This window comes from Thioclava sp. 'Guangxiensis', assembly GCF_045348365.1.
In the GTDB taxonomy this organism is placed as follows: domain Bacteria; phylum Pseudomonadota; class Alphaproteobacteria; order Rhodobacterales; family Rhodobacteraceae; genus Thioclava; species Thioclava kandeliae.
The window spans coordinates 1,793,732-1,807,478 of record NZ_CP155822.1 but is presented as its reverse complement, the minus strand read 5'-3'; the positions used below and the strand labels follow the sequence as shown (position 1 = coordinate 1,807,478).

Genomic DNA, 13,747 nt, shown 5'->3' with positions numbered 1-13,747 from the left:
ACGCGTTATCAGGCGAAAGGAGCTCCAACAGAAATGTCTCATGCACTGATATATACGGCCCCCCCACTGGCCTTTGCGACGACGTTCCTCTGCGCATTGGGCCTACCATCCTTGGCAAGGGCCGACAGCCTGCAGGATGTCTTCATGTCCTTACCCAAGGACAAACGGATCGCGGTCAAGAAGACCCTGAGCCGTTACCAGCTCTTTGTCGGCCGGATCGACGAGCGCTGGACCCCCGGAACCGAGCGCGCCTTGCGCCGCGGTGCCGAGGAAATCGCGTATCGCTCGAGTTCCTACAGCCGTCCGCGGCTGAATAACGAAGCGAATACAGCCATCTATATCGAAAAGCTCCAGAACGGGGACTTCGGCGATTATTTCCAGAAGGAAGCCCATGCACAGCTCTGGTCATTCCTCAGCATGTTCAACGACGGCTGAAGCCAGCCGCCGCCACAGCGGCGAAACAGACCCTTTGAAAACGTGAAAAGCCGCAGTGATCCACTGCGGCTTTTCGTATTTCGATCGTAATCGGCAAAGGAACAGGGGGGCCCGAAGGCCCACGCCCTTAGTTCTTTGCGTAGAATTCGACGACGAGGTTCGGTTCCATGACGACCGGATACGGAACGTCCGACAGACCCGGGGTACGGGTGAAGGTCGCGGTCAGTTTCGAACCGTCGACTTCCAGATAGTCGGGGATGTCACGCTCCGCCGAAGCTTGAGCTTCGATCACGAGAGCCATTTGCTTGGACTTCTCGCGAACTTCGATCACGTCACCCTCTTTCACGCGGTAGGAGGGGATGTTCACGCGCTTACCGTTGACCAGAACGTGGCCGTGGTTCACGAACTGACGTGCGGCGAAGACGGTCGGCACGAATTTCGCGCGGTAGACAACTGCGTCCAGACGGCGCTCGAGCAGACCCACCAGGTTCTCACCGGTATCGCCTTTAACACGCTCTGCTTCGCCATAGATGCGACGGAATTGCTTTTCGGTCAGATCGCCGTAGTAGCCTTTCAGCTTCTGCTTGGCGCGCAGCTGGATACCGAAGTCCGACAGTTTTGCCTTGCGGCGCTGACCGTGCTGACCCGGACCGTATTCACGACGGTTGACCGGGGACTTGGCGCGGCCCCAGATGTTCTCGCCCATGCGGCGGTCGATTTTGTACTTGGCAGACGTGCGTTTGGTCACGGCTGATCTCCTTCTTTAAAGTTCCGAAGGGCGTTGTCCTCCTCCGGCCTTGCGACCGGCGACAGGTTTTCTCTTGCGAGATCCACCAACACCAATGAAAAACCGGCAGCCTGCGCCACCGATCCGCGCGCTTATACAGCCCCCTTCCCCACTGTCAACGCCAAACACGGGCGCGTCCGGGAATTCGGGCAAGAAAAGCCCGCCGCGCTCAGAACCGGATATCCAGCCGCAGATCGCCCACGACCTGCCCTTCGGGCTGGCCAACATATTCCTCCGAGAGCCATGTCGCCCCGTAGCTCAACCGCATATTGTCCCAGCTATGGCTGACAAAGGCACGCAGCCGGTAACGTGTGTCCTCCGCCTCGACGCCGCCTTCGGGGAAGAGATTGCTATGGCCGACATGGGTCACATCCGCGCCCAGCCCGAAGGTCGTGCCACCGCTATATTTGTCGCCCAGCCCCATATAGAGCCGGCCCAACGTATCGTCGCGCAGCCACAGCATCGGCTGCGGCGCATTGATCAGCAGATCGACGCCGGCCGTCAACAGATCCTCGTCGCCGCTCTTGCCAGACACGAACGGCACCAGCCGCGTTTGCGGCCCCAGATCCACCGGATAGCGCAACTCTGCCGCGACCATCGGCCAGATCTCGTCACCCAGCTGGTCATCCTGCGCCGCGCTCGGATCGGGCTGGTCCAGCAGATCATGCAGCTCTTTCTGGACTTTGCCGGGCAATGTGTCCGGACCGATCCCCACCAGACCGAAACCGACCATGCCCTGCCAGCCACCTTGCTCGAAATAGCTGCGCGCGCTCAGCTCGGAGCGGCTGACATAGCGCCGGTCCTCCGCGGCGGGACGGGTCAGCGATTGCGGGGCGATCACCGCCCCGCTCAGGCGGAACTCCCACAAGGCAAAGGGCTGCGCGGGAAGTGTGGTCTCCGGCGCGCGCGCCGCCAGAACCGAGACACTGATCCCCCCGCTCTGCCAGCGGTCATGACCATCCCCGATCAGGTCGTTATACTGGAAGCGCGACCAGCCGAGATACTGGAAGCCCGAAGCGTTCTCGGAGCAGGCAGGTGCCGCAAGCCCCGCATATGCCGCCAGAAGGCCGGCAATCAGTCTGAAGGATGCGCACATCGGATGTCCCTATCTATCCCTGCACCGACACTGCCACAGCGGGGCAAACGTGCAAGATATTCCCTCTGCGCCGCCACCGCGCCCGAGGCCTGCGTTGCAGCAAGATCACGCTGAACGCCGCGTCAGTGACTCATAAGTCACGCCAGCCCTGCAAAGCCCTTGCTCCGGCCTGTACTTGGTGCTTGATGGACGAGGTTCCGACAGCCTGAAGCGAATCCACCACCGGCCCAAACCGCGTGATGCCGGGTACCTTCAGACGCGTAACGGACATCCGCCCTACCGCTGCCACGGAGGGCATTGGGGGTGCCATCCTTTGCTGCTCGCGGGGATGGCACCCTTTCTCACGAAATTTTATGTCCCGTTTCCCCCACATAACGAGACATTGCGAAAGCGCATGGCGGTTTTGCCTGTTCTTCCGGTCGCGCTTGCGCTAAAGCTGCGCCCCGAAAGCGGGGCTCGTGTCCGTGATCCCCGCAAGCCATTGCCCAAAGAAAGGGAGCAGCCAATGCCCTATTATCGTTCCCGCAGATCGACCCATGGCCGCAATATGGCGGGGGCGCGCGGATTGTGGCGCGCAACCGGCATGAAGGACGGCGATTTCGGCAAGCCGATCATTGCGGTCGTCAACTCCTTCACGCAATTCGTCCCCGGCCACGTCCACCTGAAGGATCTGGGCCAGATGGTTGCCCGCGAGATCGAGAACGCGGGCGGCGTTGCCAAGGAATTCAATACCATCGCGGTCGATGACGGGATCGCCATGGGCCATGACGGCATGCTCTATTCGCTCCCTTCGCGCGAGATCATCGCGGATTCGGTCGAATATATGGTCAATGCGCATTGCGCCGATGCGATGGTCTGCATCTCCAACTGCGACAAGATCACCCCCGGTATGCTGATGGCCGCGATGCGCCTCAATATTCCGGTCATCTTCGTTTCGGGTGGCCCGATGGAAGCGGGCAAGGTCACCATCAACGATCTCGAGAAGGCCGTAGACCTCGTCGATGCGATGGTCGTGGCCGCCGATGACAAATATACCGATGAGGAAGTGGCCGAGTTCGAGGCCAATGCCTGCCCCACCTGTGGCTCCTGCTCGGGCATGTTCACCGCCAACTCGATGAACTGCCTCGCCGAGGCGCTCGGTCTCGCGCTTCCGGGCAACGGCTCGGTTCTGGCCACCCATGCCGACCGCAAGGAGCTGTTCCTCGAAGCGGGCCGCAAGATCGTCGAGATCACCAAGGCGCATTACGAGGACGAGAAGCCGGGCCTCCTGCCCCGCGACATCGCCAATTTCAACGCTTTCGAGAACGCCATGTCGCTCGATATCGCGATGGGCGGTTCGACCAATACCGTGCTGCACCTCCTCGCCATCGCACATGAGGGCAAGGTCGATTTCACGATGGACGATATCGACCGTCTCTCGCGCAAGGTGCCGGTCCTGTGCAAGGTCGCGCCCGCCAAGGCCGATGTCCATATGGAAGATGTCCACCGCGCCGGTGGCATCATGGGCATCCTTGGCGAGATGAACCGCGCAGGGCTGATCCATGCCGATTGCCGCACCGTGCACTCGGAGACGATGTCCGAGGCACTGGCCAAATGGGATATCGTCACCTCGAATTCGGACAAGGTCGACAGCTTCTATCGCGCGGCCCCGGGCGGCGTGCGCACCACCGAAGCCTTCTCCACCGAGAACCGCTATAAGGAACTCGATCGTGACCGCGTGAATGGCGTGATCCGCTCGGGCGAACATGCCTTCTCGAAGGATGGCGGTCTGGCCGTGCTGTTCGGGAATATCGCCCTAAACGGCTGTATCGTGAAAACCGCGGGCGTGGACGACTCGATCCTCAAATTCTCGGGCCCTGCCCGCGTCTTCGAGAGCCAGGACGATTCCGTCTCGGCCATTCTCACCGGCAAGGTGAAAGAAGGCGAGGTGGTGGTGATCCGCTTCGAGGGCCCGCGCGGCGGTCCGGGCATGCAGGAAATGCTCTACCCGACCTCCTATCTCAAATCCAAAGGTCTTGGCGCGAAATGCGCGCTGCTGACCGATGGGCGCTTCTCGGGCGGCACCTCGGGCCTCTCCATCGGCCACGTCTCGCCGGAGGCAGAAGAAGGCGGTACGATCGCCCTTGTGCAAGATGGCGATCTGATCGAGATCGACATCCCGAACCGCACGATCAACCTTGCTGTGGCCGATAACGAGCTGGCCGCGCGCCGCGAGGCAATGGGTCCGCTGCCGTGGAAACCGGCCGCCCCGCGCAAACGCGCCGTGTCGACCGCGCTCAAAGCCTACGCGATGCTGGCCTCTTCGGCAGCCAAAGGCGGCGTGCGTATCCTCCCCGAGGACCAGTAACCAAGGGGCACCAACAGGAGGACCGGCCGCAAGGCCTGTCCGACATATCGCGCAAAACCCGTCCCGCAAGGGGCGGGTTTTTCCATTTGCTAAACGGCGCGCCGGAAGAGGACATGCGCCACGACCTGGGTCAGCAGCGCCATCACCCCGCCGATCAGAGTGCCAATCACCCGCACCTCGGCATTCTCGACCAAGGCCGCATTGCCCATCGTGACCATCAGGACGATTGTGGCCGATAGAAGTGCGACAAAGACCGGAAAGCCCAAGGGTAGAAACAGGATCGCCGCGGTGCCCGTCAGCACGAACAGGATCGGCAGCACCCAATGGCCCGGCAGGACCATCACCACTATCGTCGCCGCCAGACAGCCCAGCACCGTGGTCACACATCGCGTGACAAGGCTCGCGCGGGTGGCCTTCAGGTCGGGGCGCAGGACAAAAAGTGTGCTCATCGGAGCCCAATAGGGCCGCGACAGCCCCATCATCAACGCCAGCCCCAAGGCCAGCGCCACGGCCACCCCCGATTGTGCCGCCTGCCACCCCATTGTCAGGATCGGCGCCCCTTCATGATCAACTCCCATCACATTATCCCAGCGGCGGAAGCCCGACCAGGACCGCAGCCCCCGGATCACGCAATGCTCGAAACCCAGCACAAGGATATGGGTCGCCACAACCAGCATAACCAATTGCCACGGAGCCTCCGCCTGATCAAAAAATAGCGCCGAAAGGCCAAAAAACAGCCAGCTCTGGATCGAGAGCCACCACAGTGCCTTATCGTGCCGCGACAACGCCCCGACCAGACAGGCCCCCAAGATCATCGCGGGCCAGACAAGGCTGACGCCGCCGAGCGTCAGCGTTCCAAGCAGGACACCCGCAGCGATGGCGAAGCCCTTCCCCAGAACATCAAGCACCGCCAGCAACCAACGCCGTCCGGCGACCTGCCGCCCCAACCCAGTCGAGGCCGAGAAGGTTACCCCCAGCACAGCGATCTGTTCGGGACGCGACAGATCTCCTGCCTGCGAGAGCCATGTCGCGACAGAAAGCGCGATAAAGGCAGGCACAGCCTGCACCCAGTTCAATGTCTCCAGCTTTTCCACCACGCGCCCCCATATCCGGTCATAGCTAGATGCCGCGGGCGAGGCTGCAAGTCAAAGGGCCTCCCCCTGAAGGAAGGCCTGTCTCAGCTTCTTTCGGGAAACGCCTTATTCGGCAGGCGCATGCGCCTCCTGATCCGAAGCCTCGGGCGCGGTCTTGGGCTCTGGCAGGACCAGCGACAGGATGATCGCGCTCAGGCCCGACAGGGTGATCGGCGTCGCGACGACCTGCTTGAGAAGAGTCGGCAGATGCTGGGTCGCCTCGGGCACCAGCGTCACACCGAGGCCGAGACCGAAGCTGACCGCCATGATATAGACGCGGCGCTGGTCCATCGGTTGGGTCGAGAGGATGCGGATACCGGCCACCGCGATCGTGCCGAACAGCACAAGCGTCGCGCCGCCCAGAACCGGCTTCGGAATCAGCATGAAGATCGCACCGAGGATCGGGAAGAAGCCCATGATCACCAGAATACCCGCGACATAAAGGCCGACATGACGCGAGGCCACACCGGTCATCTGGATCACGCCGTTATTCTGGCTGAAGGTCGTGTTGGGGAAAGTGTTGAAGATCGCCGCGATCCCCGAATTCACCCCATCGCCCAGCACACCACCTTTGATACGTTTGAGATAGAGCGGCCCCGAGACCGGCTGGCCTGACACAACGGAGCTGGCGGTAAGGTCCCCCGAGGTCTCGATGGCGGTCACCAGATAGAGGAAGGCCATCGGAATGAAGAGCCCGAAGTCGAAATTCAGACCGTAACGGAACGGGATCGGCAGCGCGAAGATCTGCGCATTGGCAAGCGGCGCGAAATTTACCATGCCAAGCGCCATGGCCACCAGAGTGCCCACGATCAGCCCCACCATGATCGCCCCGATCCGCAGCATGGGCTTGCCCATGAAGGTGCAGATCAGGATCACCACGGTCACGATCGCGCCCAGCAACAGGTTGACCGGCTGGCCAAGATTCTCGCCCGCCATCGCGCCACCGGCAAAGTCGGTAAAGCCCACCTTCACGAGGCTTAGCCCGATAATGGTGATGACGATACCCGTCACGGTCGGGTTGATGATGCGCTTGAGCTTGTCCATGAATTGCGAGAGCACGATTTCCACGAGGCAGCCCACAAGCGACAGGCCGAAGATCATCGCAAGGATATCTTCGGGCGAGCCACCCCGCCCTTTCACAGCCATACCGGCGGCTAGAATCGCGCCGAGGAAGGCAAAGGAAGTGCCCTGCAGGCTGAGGAGCCCCGAACCCACCGGCCCGATCCGGCGACACTGGATAAAGGTTGCCACACCGGAGACGAAGATCGCCATCGAAATCAGGTAAGGCACCTGCTCACCTAAGCCTAGCACCCCGCCGATCACTAGAGTGGGCGTCACGATCCCGACGATGGCGGCGAGGATATGCTGGAAGCCCGCAAGTGCGGCCTTTGCCGGCGGCGGGCGATCCTCCAGCCTGTAGATCAGAGAGATGGGATCAGCCATGTCGCGCTCCTCCTCGGTGGCTATTGCCCCCTGATTGGGCGCGTTTGCCATGGGGATGGAAAGATGGCAGCTTGCAACTGAAAGACGTATTTCCCCAACCGCCGCACTTCTGCCAAAAAAAAGAGCGCGCCGGCTTGGCGCGCCCAAATAGGGATCAGAGTGGAAATCAGGCGATACGCCGCTCGAGCGCCATACCGGTGAACATCGCAATCACAAAGACCAGCCCGCCCGGCCCGGCATAGCTGAGTGACGCAATAGCGGGACCCGGGCAGAACCCGCCCAACCCCCAGCCCACCCCGAACATCAGCGCCCCCAGGATCAGCTTACGATCGATCCGGTGCGAGGGAGCCGCGGGATAGGGCTCTCCGAGCGGCGAGCGCTCGCGCTTGGCCGCAATACGCCACGCCACCACCATCGGTAGCACTGCCCCGCCGAGCACGAAGATCAGCGTCGGGTCCCACTCGCCGAAAATATCAAGAAATCCCTGGACCTTCTGGGTATCGGTCATTCCCGAGAGCATCAGCCCAAGGCCGAAGACCACGCCAGACAGAAGCGAGATTAGAATACGCATCAGATCACCCCCAGAACATGGCGCGCAATTGCTACGGCAACCATGCCGAAGCCGACATAAACCATCGTCGCGATGATAGAGCGCCGCGAAAAACGTGACATCCCGCATACCCCGTGACCGGAGGTGCAGCCATTACCGAGGCGCGCACCAAACCCGACCAGAAGCCCCGCAATAATCAATAAGAGCCAGTTCGGGGTGACATGGGCCTCGGGTGCATGCCACAGGAAGGCCACCAGCGCAGGTGCGCCAACAAGCCCAAGCGTAAATACCGCGCGCTCACGGAATACCGCCCCAGCCGGTTGCATAAGTCCGGCCAGAATACCGCTCGCCCCCATGATACGGGCATTGAGGAGAAGCATGAGAACCGCAGCCCCCCCGATCATGAGGCCACCCAAAAGTCCCCAGAACCAGTCAATCGACATTTTCCCAGCCATCTCCTGACGTTGACATCTTCCATAATACAAATTCAATTTATAATATATGATAAATCCGCGCGGGCGCAATAACGCGCTCACCATTTTCCCGCTCAGCCAGCTGAAAACTGGACGGTTTGGGCAGGAATTCTCGGACCTTTCATCACGATGGCGGGCTCGTGGCATCATCGTGTGATCTTGTCTCCCTGAAGTGTGAGGTGCTCCCCATTTCCCGGACAGTTTTTGGGCGGCGCAAAGCTTGCCTGCTGATCATGCTGCCGCTTTCAGATCGAGGCCTTGATGGGCCGCGAAGGGTGTTTTGCCACCTCAGCCGAATAGGGGCGCTTGGTGTTGTAGAAGGTCATCCACTTTCCGATGCCGAGCCGGGCTGCCGTGCCGGTCTCAAACGCGTTGAGATAGACGCATTCGTATTTCAGCGACCGCCAGAGCCGTGTGATCATCACGTTATCCATCCACCGGCCTCGCCCGTCCATCGAGATCTTCACGGTGGCGTCCGAGAGGATCTTCGTGAAGCGTGGGCTCGTGAACTGGCTGCCTTGGTCGGCGTTGAATATCTCAGGTTTTCCATGCAGTTGCATGGCCTCTTCCAAAGCCTCGATGCAGAATTCCACGTCTATGGTATTTGACACACACCAAGATAGAACCCGCCGCGTCGCCCAATCCATGATGGCCACCAAATAGAGGAACCCGCGTTGCATCGGGATGTAAGTCATGTCTGCACACCAGACGTGATCGGGCCGCGTAATGGATAGATCTCGTAGTAATTACGGATACTTGCGGTGCTCCGGATGCTGGTCTTTCCCCACTGAAGTGGTCCACCTTTTGGGATAGTTTATCCCGTATGATGGAGGACTACTTAGATGGCAGGCAAACGCGAAAAGGCGGAAGACATTGTCATGAAGCTGCGTCAGGTTGAGGTGTTGCAGGGTCAAGGCGCGAAACTGGCAGATGCGGTGCGCCAGATTGGCGTAACCCAACAGACCTATTACCGTTGGCGTCGTGAGTTTGGCGGGATGGACCGCGATCAGCTCAAGCGGCTGAAGGAGCTCGAGAAAGAGAATACGCGGCTCAGACGGGCCGTGTCGGATCTGACGCTCGACAAGCTGATCCTGACGGAAGCGGCGCGGGGAAACTTCTAAGCCCTTCGCGTCGCCGCCAGTGCATCGACCACATCCGGCAGGAACTCGGCATCTCCGAACGCCGCGCCTGTCGGGCGCTTGGACAGCACCGGTCGACCCAGCGCAAGATCCCAGTTGGTCGTCAGGATGAAGCTCTTTTGACGGCCGATATCACCGAACTGGCACGGCAATACGGACGCTATGGCTATCGCCAGATCACGGGCCTTCTGGTTCAGGCGGGATGGTGCGTCAACCACAAGCGGGTCGAGCGCATTTGGCGACGCGAGGGGCTTAAAGTCCCGCAAAAGCAGAAGAAAAACGGGCGGCTCTGGCTGGCGAATGGCTCCTGCGTGCGGCTGCGGGCCGAGCGGCCAAACCACGTCTGGTCATACGATTTCGTCCAGGACCGGACAGCGGACGGGCGGGCTTACCGCATGCTCAATATCGTTGACGAATTCACCCGAGAGGTGCTGGTGATCCGTGTTAAACGCAAGCTCAACTCAGTCGACGTCATCGACGCGCTGACAGACCTGTTCATCCTTCGCGGTCCGCCGGAGTTTATCAGGTCAGATAATGGCCCCGAATTCATCGCGACCAAGCTGCGCAACTGGATCGAGACGGTGGGGGCCAAAACAGCCTATATCGAGCCGGGGTCACCCTGGGAGAATGGGTATGTGGAGAGCTTCAACGCCAGACTTCGCGACGAATTGCTTGATGGGGAGGTGTTTTATTCGCTGAGAGAGGCCCAGATCCTGATCGAACGCTGGCGCAAGCATTATAACACGGTGCGCCCGCACAGTTCGCTGGGCTATCGCCCACCAGCACCAGAAAGCATCGTGCCAGTAGACCAAAGGCCCACGATGCACTAACTTTTAAACCGGACCACTAAAGTGGGGCAGATCAGCCTTGGCGCACATCCAGCCCGGAAAGCCGCAGCAGAACGCTTATGTCGAGCGCTACAACCGGACGGTCCGGCATGAATGGCTGGACCTCCATATCTTCGAAACCATCTACGAGGTCCAGAACATTGCCACCGAATGGCTCTGGTCCTACAACAACGAACGTCCGAACATGGGCAACGGCGGGATGACCCCCGCATAGAAACTGAGAATGGCCGCGGAAATTCTACGACCAAGCCCCCGCAAAAACGGGGGGATTACCTTCGCTTTGGGACCGAGGAGGATCAGCAAACAGTCCGGAGGATTGTTTGCCCGACGAAGGCTACGTGGAAAGCTTTAACGCCAGACTTCGCGACGAATTGCTCGATGGAGAGGTGTTTTATTCGGCTCAAGAGAGGCCCAGATCCTGATCGAAAGCTGGCGTAAGCATTTCAACACGGTGCACCCGCATAGCTCTTTGGGATATCGTCCACCAGCACCCAAAAGCATCGTGCCAGTAGACCGAAGGCCCACGATGCACTAACTTTTAAACTGGACCTCTCAAATGGGGCGGTTCAGGTACGTCAAAACCCAAATCCACAATTTTCGAAAAACGCAATGAAATCATAGGCCATTATAAAATACGCAAGCCAGCAGCCTATCGGTGCCGCTGGCTCTCGTCATTTTCAAGGGCGCGATTACCGCTTAGCTTTCTTCTCGGCTAGAAGCTGAGCCAAATATTTGCCGTAAGCCGTTTTCTTGAACGTCTCGGCATGCTCGCTCATCTTCTCGTCGTCGATCCAACCCTGCTCGTAAGCAATCTCTTCCGGGCAACCAGACTGGACGCCCTGACGCGTCGAGAGTGTGCGGACGAAATTACCCGCATCGAGGAGCGATGCGTGAGTGCCCGTATCGAGCCATGCGTAACCGCGACCCATCTGCTTCACCGTGAGCGTGCCATCCTTCAGATAGCTTTCGAGAAGCGTCACGATCTCCAACTCGCCCCGCGGCGAGGGCTTCACCTGCTTGGCGCGCGCCGGTGCATCACCATCGAGGAAATAGAGGCCAGTCACCGCATAGTTCGACGGCGGCACTTCCGGCTTCTCGATAATCTCTTCCACACGGCCGGTCTTGTCGAATTTGACCACGCCATAGCGCTCCGGATCCGCCACGCGATAGCCGAAAACCGTACCTCCGACACCTTGGGCATCAGCCGCCTTCAATAACTCGGGCAACCCGTGCCCGAAGAAAATGTTGTCGCCCAGCACCATCGCCGAAGGCGCGCCATCGAGGAAGTCTTCAGCAAGAATATAGGCCTGCGCCAGGCCGTCGGGAGAGGGCTGGGTGATATAAGTCAGCTCAAGGCCCCACTGACTGCCGTCGCCGAGAACGCGCTTGAACTGCGCCTGGTCTTCGGGCGTCGTGATGATCGCGATCTCGCGGATCCCGGTCAGCATCAGCACCGAAAGCGGATAGTAGATCATCGGCTTGTCATAGACCGGCATAAGCTGCTTTGACACGGCCATCGTCAGCGGATAAAGGCGAGTGCCGGAGCCGCCAGCCAGGATGATACCTTTGCGGTTGGTCATACGGTGACCTCCAATTCTTTAAGTACGTCTGCTAGGTCGGCTTTCCAGTCGGGACGCGAGATCCCGAAGGTGGCTAGGGTAGAAGAGCAGTCCATCCGACTGTTCGACGGACGTTTGGCGGGCGTCGGGAAAGCGGCGGTGGGAATATCCTCTACAGCAGTGGACCGGCCCGCCTGCGCGAAGATATCGCGGGCGAAATCGGCCCAGCTGGCGTCTGGCGCACCAGAGAAGTGATAGATACCCGCCTTCGCCGGATCGGCCTTCAGCTGATCAGCAATGGCCACACAGGCCTTAGCGATCGCGCGGGCGGAGGTCGGACCACCGATCTGGTCAGCCACGACGGTCAGCTTGTCGCGGGTCTCCGAGAGGCGCAGCATTGTTTTGACGAAGTTATTGCCATGCGCCGAGAAGACCCAAGAGGTGCGCAGGATGGCGTAGGCACCACCGGCGAGCGCGATCCCTTGTTCGCCCTTGAGCTTGGTGCGGCCATAGGCGCCCAGAGGCGCTGTCATATCCGACGGCTCGAAAGGCGACTCGCCCTGCCCGTCAAAGACATAATCGGTCGAGATGTGGACAAAGGGGATCCCCTGCGCCGCACAGGCTTGCGCCATCGCGGCGGGCGATGCGCCGTTGATCAGCGCCGCCATATCCTCGTCGCTCTCGGCCTTGTCCACCGCCGTATAGGCCGCGGCATTGATCACGGCCGAGGGCTTGTGACTAACGATCGCCGCAGCACAAGCCTCGGGATCGGACAGATCGGCCTCCTGCCGAGACAGGAACTGTGCATCAGGCAGCAGCGATTTCAGTTTGGTCGCGACCTGACCGGTGGATCCGAAAACAAGGATACTCATGCGGTTTCCTTTTTCGCATCGCCAGTGCCCAGACGCACGCCCACACCGGCGCGCGCCTGCAAGGGGCGCCACCAGGCCTCGTTGGCCAGATACCACTCGACGGTGCGCTCGAGCCCTTCCTCGACCGTCACCGAGGGACGCCAGCCCAGCTCGGTGCGGATACGGGTCGGGTCGATCGCATAGCGCGCATCATGGCCGGGGCGGTCGGTGACAAAGGTGATCTGGTCGGCGTAAGATCCCGAGGCTTTCGGGCGCTTCCGATCGAGGATGGCACAGAGGGTTCTGACCAGCTCGAGATTGGTGCGCTCGTTCTCGCCCCCGATATTGTAGCTGCGGCCCAGCTCGCCCTTCTCCACCACCAGCAAAAGCGCATCGGCATGATCCTCGACATAGAGCCAGTCGCGGATATTGTCGCCCGCGCCATAGATCGGCAGCGGCTTGCCGGCCAGCGCGTTGAGGATCACCACGGGGATCAGCTTCTCGGGGAAATGGTAGGGGCCGTAATTGTTGGAGCAATTGGTCAGCACGACCGGCAGGCCATAGGTCTCGTGCCAGGCGCGCACCAGATGATCGGATGACGCTTTGGAGGCCGAATAGGGCGAGCGCGGATCATAGGGCGTCTCTTCGGTGAATTTGACCGATGGGTCTGCGGGCAGCGAGCCAAAAACCTCATCCGTGGAAATATGGTGGAAGCGGAACGTCTCGGGCTTGCCCTGCCCCACCCAATAGGCGCGCGCGGCCTCCAGCATATTATAGGTGCCGGTGATATTGGTCTCGATGAAATCGCCCGGCCCGTCGATGGAGCGGTCGACATGGGATTCGGCGGCCAGATGCATCACCGCATCGGGCTTGTGTTTGGCAAAGGCCGCATCGAGGGCGGCGCGGTCGCGGATATCGGCATGGACGAAGGCATAGTCGGGCGAGGCGGCCGCCCCCGCCACATTCTCGAGGCAGGCCGCATAGGTCAGCGCATCGAGATTGACGACCGCGTGGCCGCGCGCGATCGCCAGACGCACCACAGCCGATCCGATAAATCCGGCCCCGCCGGTGACAAGGAGTTTCATG

General features: G+C 60.6%; 12 protein-coding genes and 3 pseudogenes. 5 read left to right on the top strand and 10 right to left on the bottom strand.

Annotated features, from left to right (window positions below; translation table 11 throughout):
• The first annotated feature begins 144 nt into the window (after positions 1-144).
• Positions 145-435: a hypothetical protein gene (locus ABEB22_RS08970; RefSeq protein ID WP_339113235.1), complete on the top strand. Its 291-nt coding sequence runs from the start codon at positions 145-147 to the stop codon at positions 433-435.
• A gap of 127 nt (positions 436-562) precedes the next feature.
• Here the strand turns inward: ABEB22_RS08970 and rpsD are convergent, their stop codons facing one another.
• Together rpsD and ABEB22_RS08960 are read right to left on the bottom strand one after the other, a co-directional pair.
• Positions 563-1,183, bottom strand: coding sequence for a 30S ribosomal protein S4 (rpsD, locus tag ABEB22_RS08965; RefSeq protein WP_339113236.1), 621 nt, complete (start codon positions 1,181-1,183; stop codon positions 563-565).
• A 208-nt stretch (positions 1,184-1,391) separates the two neighbouring features.
• The gene (locus ABEB22_RS08960; protein WP_406870119.1) at positions 1,392-2,318 is read right to left on the bottom strand and encodes a lipid A-modifier LpxR family protein; all 927 of its coding nucleotides are present in this window, start codon (positions 2,316-2,318) and stop codon (positions 1,392-1,394) included.
• A gap of 505 nt (positions 2,319-2,823) precedes the next feature.
• Here ABEB22_RS08960 and ilvD point away from each other — a divergent pair.
• Entirely contained in the window at positions 2,824-4,665 is a 1,842-nt protein-coding gene (gene ilvD / locus ABEB22_RS08955; protein ID WP_350937095.1) for a dihydroxy-acid dehydratase, read from the top strand.
• Between the two features lie 89 nt (positions 4,666-4,754).
• On the opposite strand, the gene ABEB22_RS08950 is transcribed toward ilvD, so the two are convergent.
• From ABEB22_RS08950 to ABEB22_RS08930, 5 genes and pseudogenes are all read right to left on the bottom strand, one after another.
• Positions 4,755-5,759 (bottom strand): FUSC family protein, encoded by a 1,005-nt coding sequence (locus ABEB22_RS08950; protein ID WP_406870118.1) that lies wholly within the window; start codon positions 5,757-5,759, stop codon positions 4,755-4,757.
• Between the two features lie 105 nt (positions 5,760-5,864).
• The gene (locus ABEB22_RS08945) at positions 5,865-7,241 is read right to left on the bottom strand and encodes a nucleobase:cation symporter-2 family protein (protein WP_339113240.1); all 1,377 of its coding nucleotides are present in this window, start codon (positions 7,239-7,241) and stop codon (positions 5,865-5,867) included.
• A gap of 166 nt (positions 7,242-7,407) precedes the next feature.
• Positions 7,408-7,812 carry a DUF6691 family protein gene (locus ABEB22_RS08940; protein WP_350937100.1) on the bottom strand — a complete coding sequence of 135 codons (405 nt, stop codon included), beginning with the start codon at positions 7,810-7,812 and terminating at the stop codon, positions 7,408-7,410.
• Positions 7,812-8,234, bottom strand: coding sequence for a YeeE/YedE family protein (locus ABEB22_RS08935; protein WP_406870117.1), 423 nt, complete (start codon positions 8,232-8,234; stop codon positions 7,812-7,814). The genes ABEB22_RS08940 and ABEB22_RS08935 overlap by 1 nt, the downstream gene beginning before the upstream one ends.
• A 261-nt stretch (positions 8,235-8,495) precedes the next feature.
• A pseudogene (locus tag ABEB22_RS08930) lies at positions 8,496-9,037 on the bottom strand (IS3 family transposase); the annotation flags it as partial.
• A 69-nt stretch (positions 9,038-9,106) separates the two neighbouring features.
• Between ABEB22_RS08930 and ABEB22_RS08925 the strand changes: the two are divergent.
• From ABEB22_RS08925 to ABEB22_RS08915, 3 genes and pseudogenes are all read left to right on the top strand, one after another.
• Positions 9,107-10,233, top strand: a protein-coding gene (locus ABEB22_RS08925) for an IS3 family transposase (RefSeq protein ID WP_406870116.1) whose coding sequence is annotated in 2 segments (ribosomal slippage) — positions 9,107-9,371 and positions 9,371-10,233 — 1,128 coding nt in all. Because the reading frame shifts where the segments join, the coding sequence is not laid out codon by codon here.
• A gap of 37 nt (positions 10,234-10,270) precedes the next feature.
• Positions 10,271-10,465: pseudogene (locus ABEB22_RS08920) on the top strand (transposase); the annotation flags it as partial.
• A 112-nt stretch (positions 10,466-10,577) separates the two neighbouring features.
• A pseudogene (locus ABEB22_RS08915) lies at positions 10,578-10,786 on the top strand (transposase); the annotation flags it as partial.
• Positions 10,787-10,940: 154 nt separating this feature from the next.
• Here ABEB22_RS08915 and rfbA read toward each other — a convergent pair.
• From rfbA to rfbB, 3 genes are read right to left on the bottom strand one after another with little or no spacing between them, the layout of a single operon-like run.
• A complete protein-coding gene (gene rfbA / locus ABEB22_RS08910; protein ID WP_406870115.1) occupies positions 10,941-11,831 on the bottom strand; it encodes a glucose-1-phosphate thymidylyltransferase RfbA in 891 nt (296 codons plus the stop codon).
• Positions 11,828-12,682: a dTDP-4-dehydrorhamnose reductase gene (rfbD, locus tag ABEB22_RS08905; protein WP_406870114.1), complete on the bottom strand. Its 855-nt coding sequence runs from the start codon at positions 12,680-12,682 to the stop codon at positions 11,828-11,830. Before rfbD ends, rfbA begins: the two co-directional genes overlap by 4 nt.
• Complete coding sequence (rfbB, locus tag ABEB22_RS08900) at positions 12,679-13,746, bottom strand: dTDP-glucose 4,6-dehydratase (RefSeq protein ID WP_406870113.1); 1,068 nt, start codon at positions 13,744-13,746, stop codon at positions 12,679-12,681. The genes rfbD and rfbB overlap by 4 nt, the downstream gene beginning before the upstream one ends.
• Position 13,747: the final 1 nt, after the last annotated feature.

What these genes read in the sequence shown, in the direction of transcription:
- rfbB (WP_406870113.1), bottom strand. Translation starts at nt 13,746, where the DNA reads ATGAAACTCCTTGTCACCGGCGGGGCCGGATTTATCGGATCGGCTGTG.
- ABEB22_RS08940 (WP_350937100.1), bottom strand. Translation starts at nt 7,812, where the DNA reads ATGCGTATTCTAATCTCGCTTCTGTCTGGCGTGGTCTTCGGCCTTGGG.
- ABEB22_RS08945 (WP_339113240.1), bottom strand. Translation starts at nt 7,241, where the DNA reads ATGGCTGATCCCATCTCTCTGATCTACAGGCTGGAGGATCGCCCGCCG.
- ABEB22_RS08970 (WP_339113235.1), top strand. Translation starts at nt 145, where the DNA reads ATGTCCTTACCCAAGGACAAACGGATCGCGGTCAAGAAGACCCTGAGC.
- ABEB22_RS08935 (WP_406870117.1), bottom strand. Translation starts at nt 8,234, where the DNA reads ATGTCGATTGACTGGTTCTGGGGACTTTTGGGTGGCCTCATGATCGGG.
- ABEB22_RS08960 (WP_406870119.1), bottom strand. Translation starts at nt 2,318, where the DNA reads ATGTGCGCATCCTTCAGACTGATTGCCGGCCTTCTGGCGGCATATGCG.
- rfbD (WP_406870114.1), bottom strand. Translation starts at nt 12,682, where the DNA reads ATGAGTATCCTTGTTTTCGGATCCACCGGTCAGGTCGCGACCAAACTG.
- rfbA (WP_406870115.1), bottom strand. Translation starts at nt 11,831, where the DNA reads ATGACCAACCGCAAAGGTATCATCCTGGCTGGCGGCTCCGGCACTCGC.
- ilvD (WP_350937095.1), top strand. Translation starts at nt 2,824, where the DNA reads ATGCCCTATTATCGTTCCCGCAGATCGACCCATGGCCGCAATATGGCG.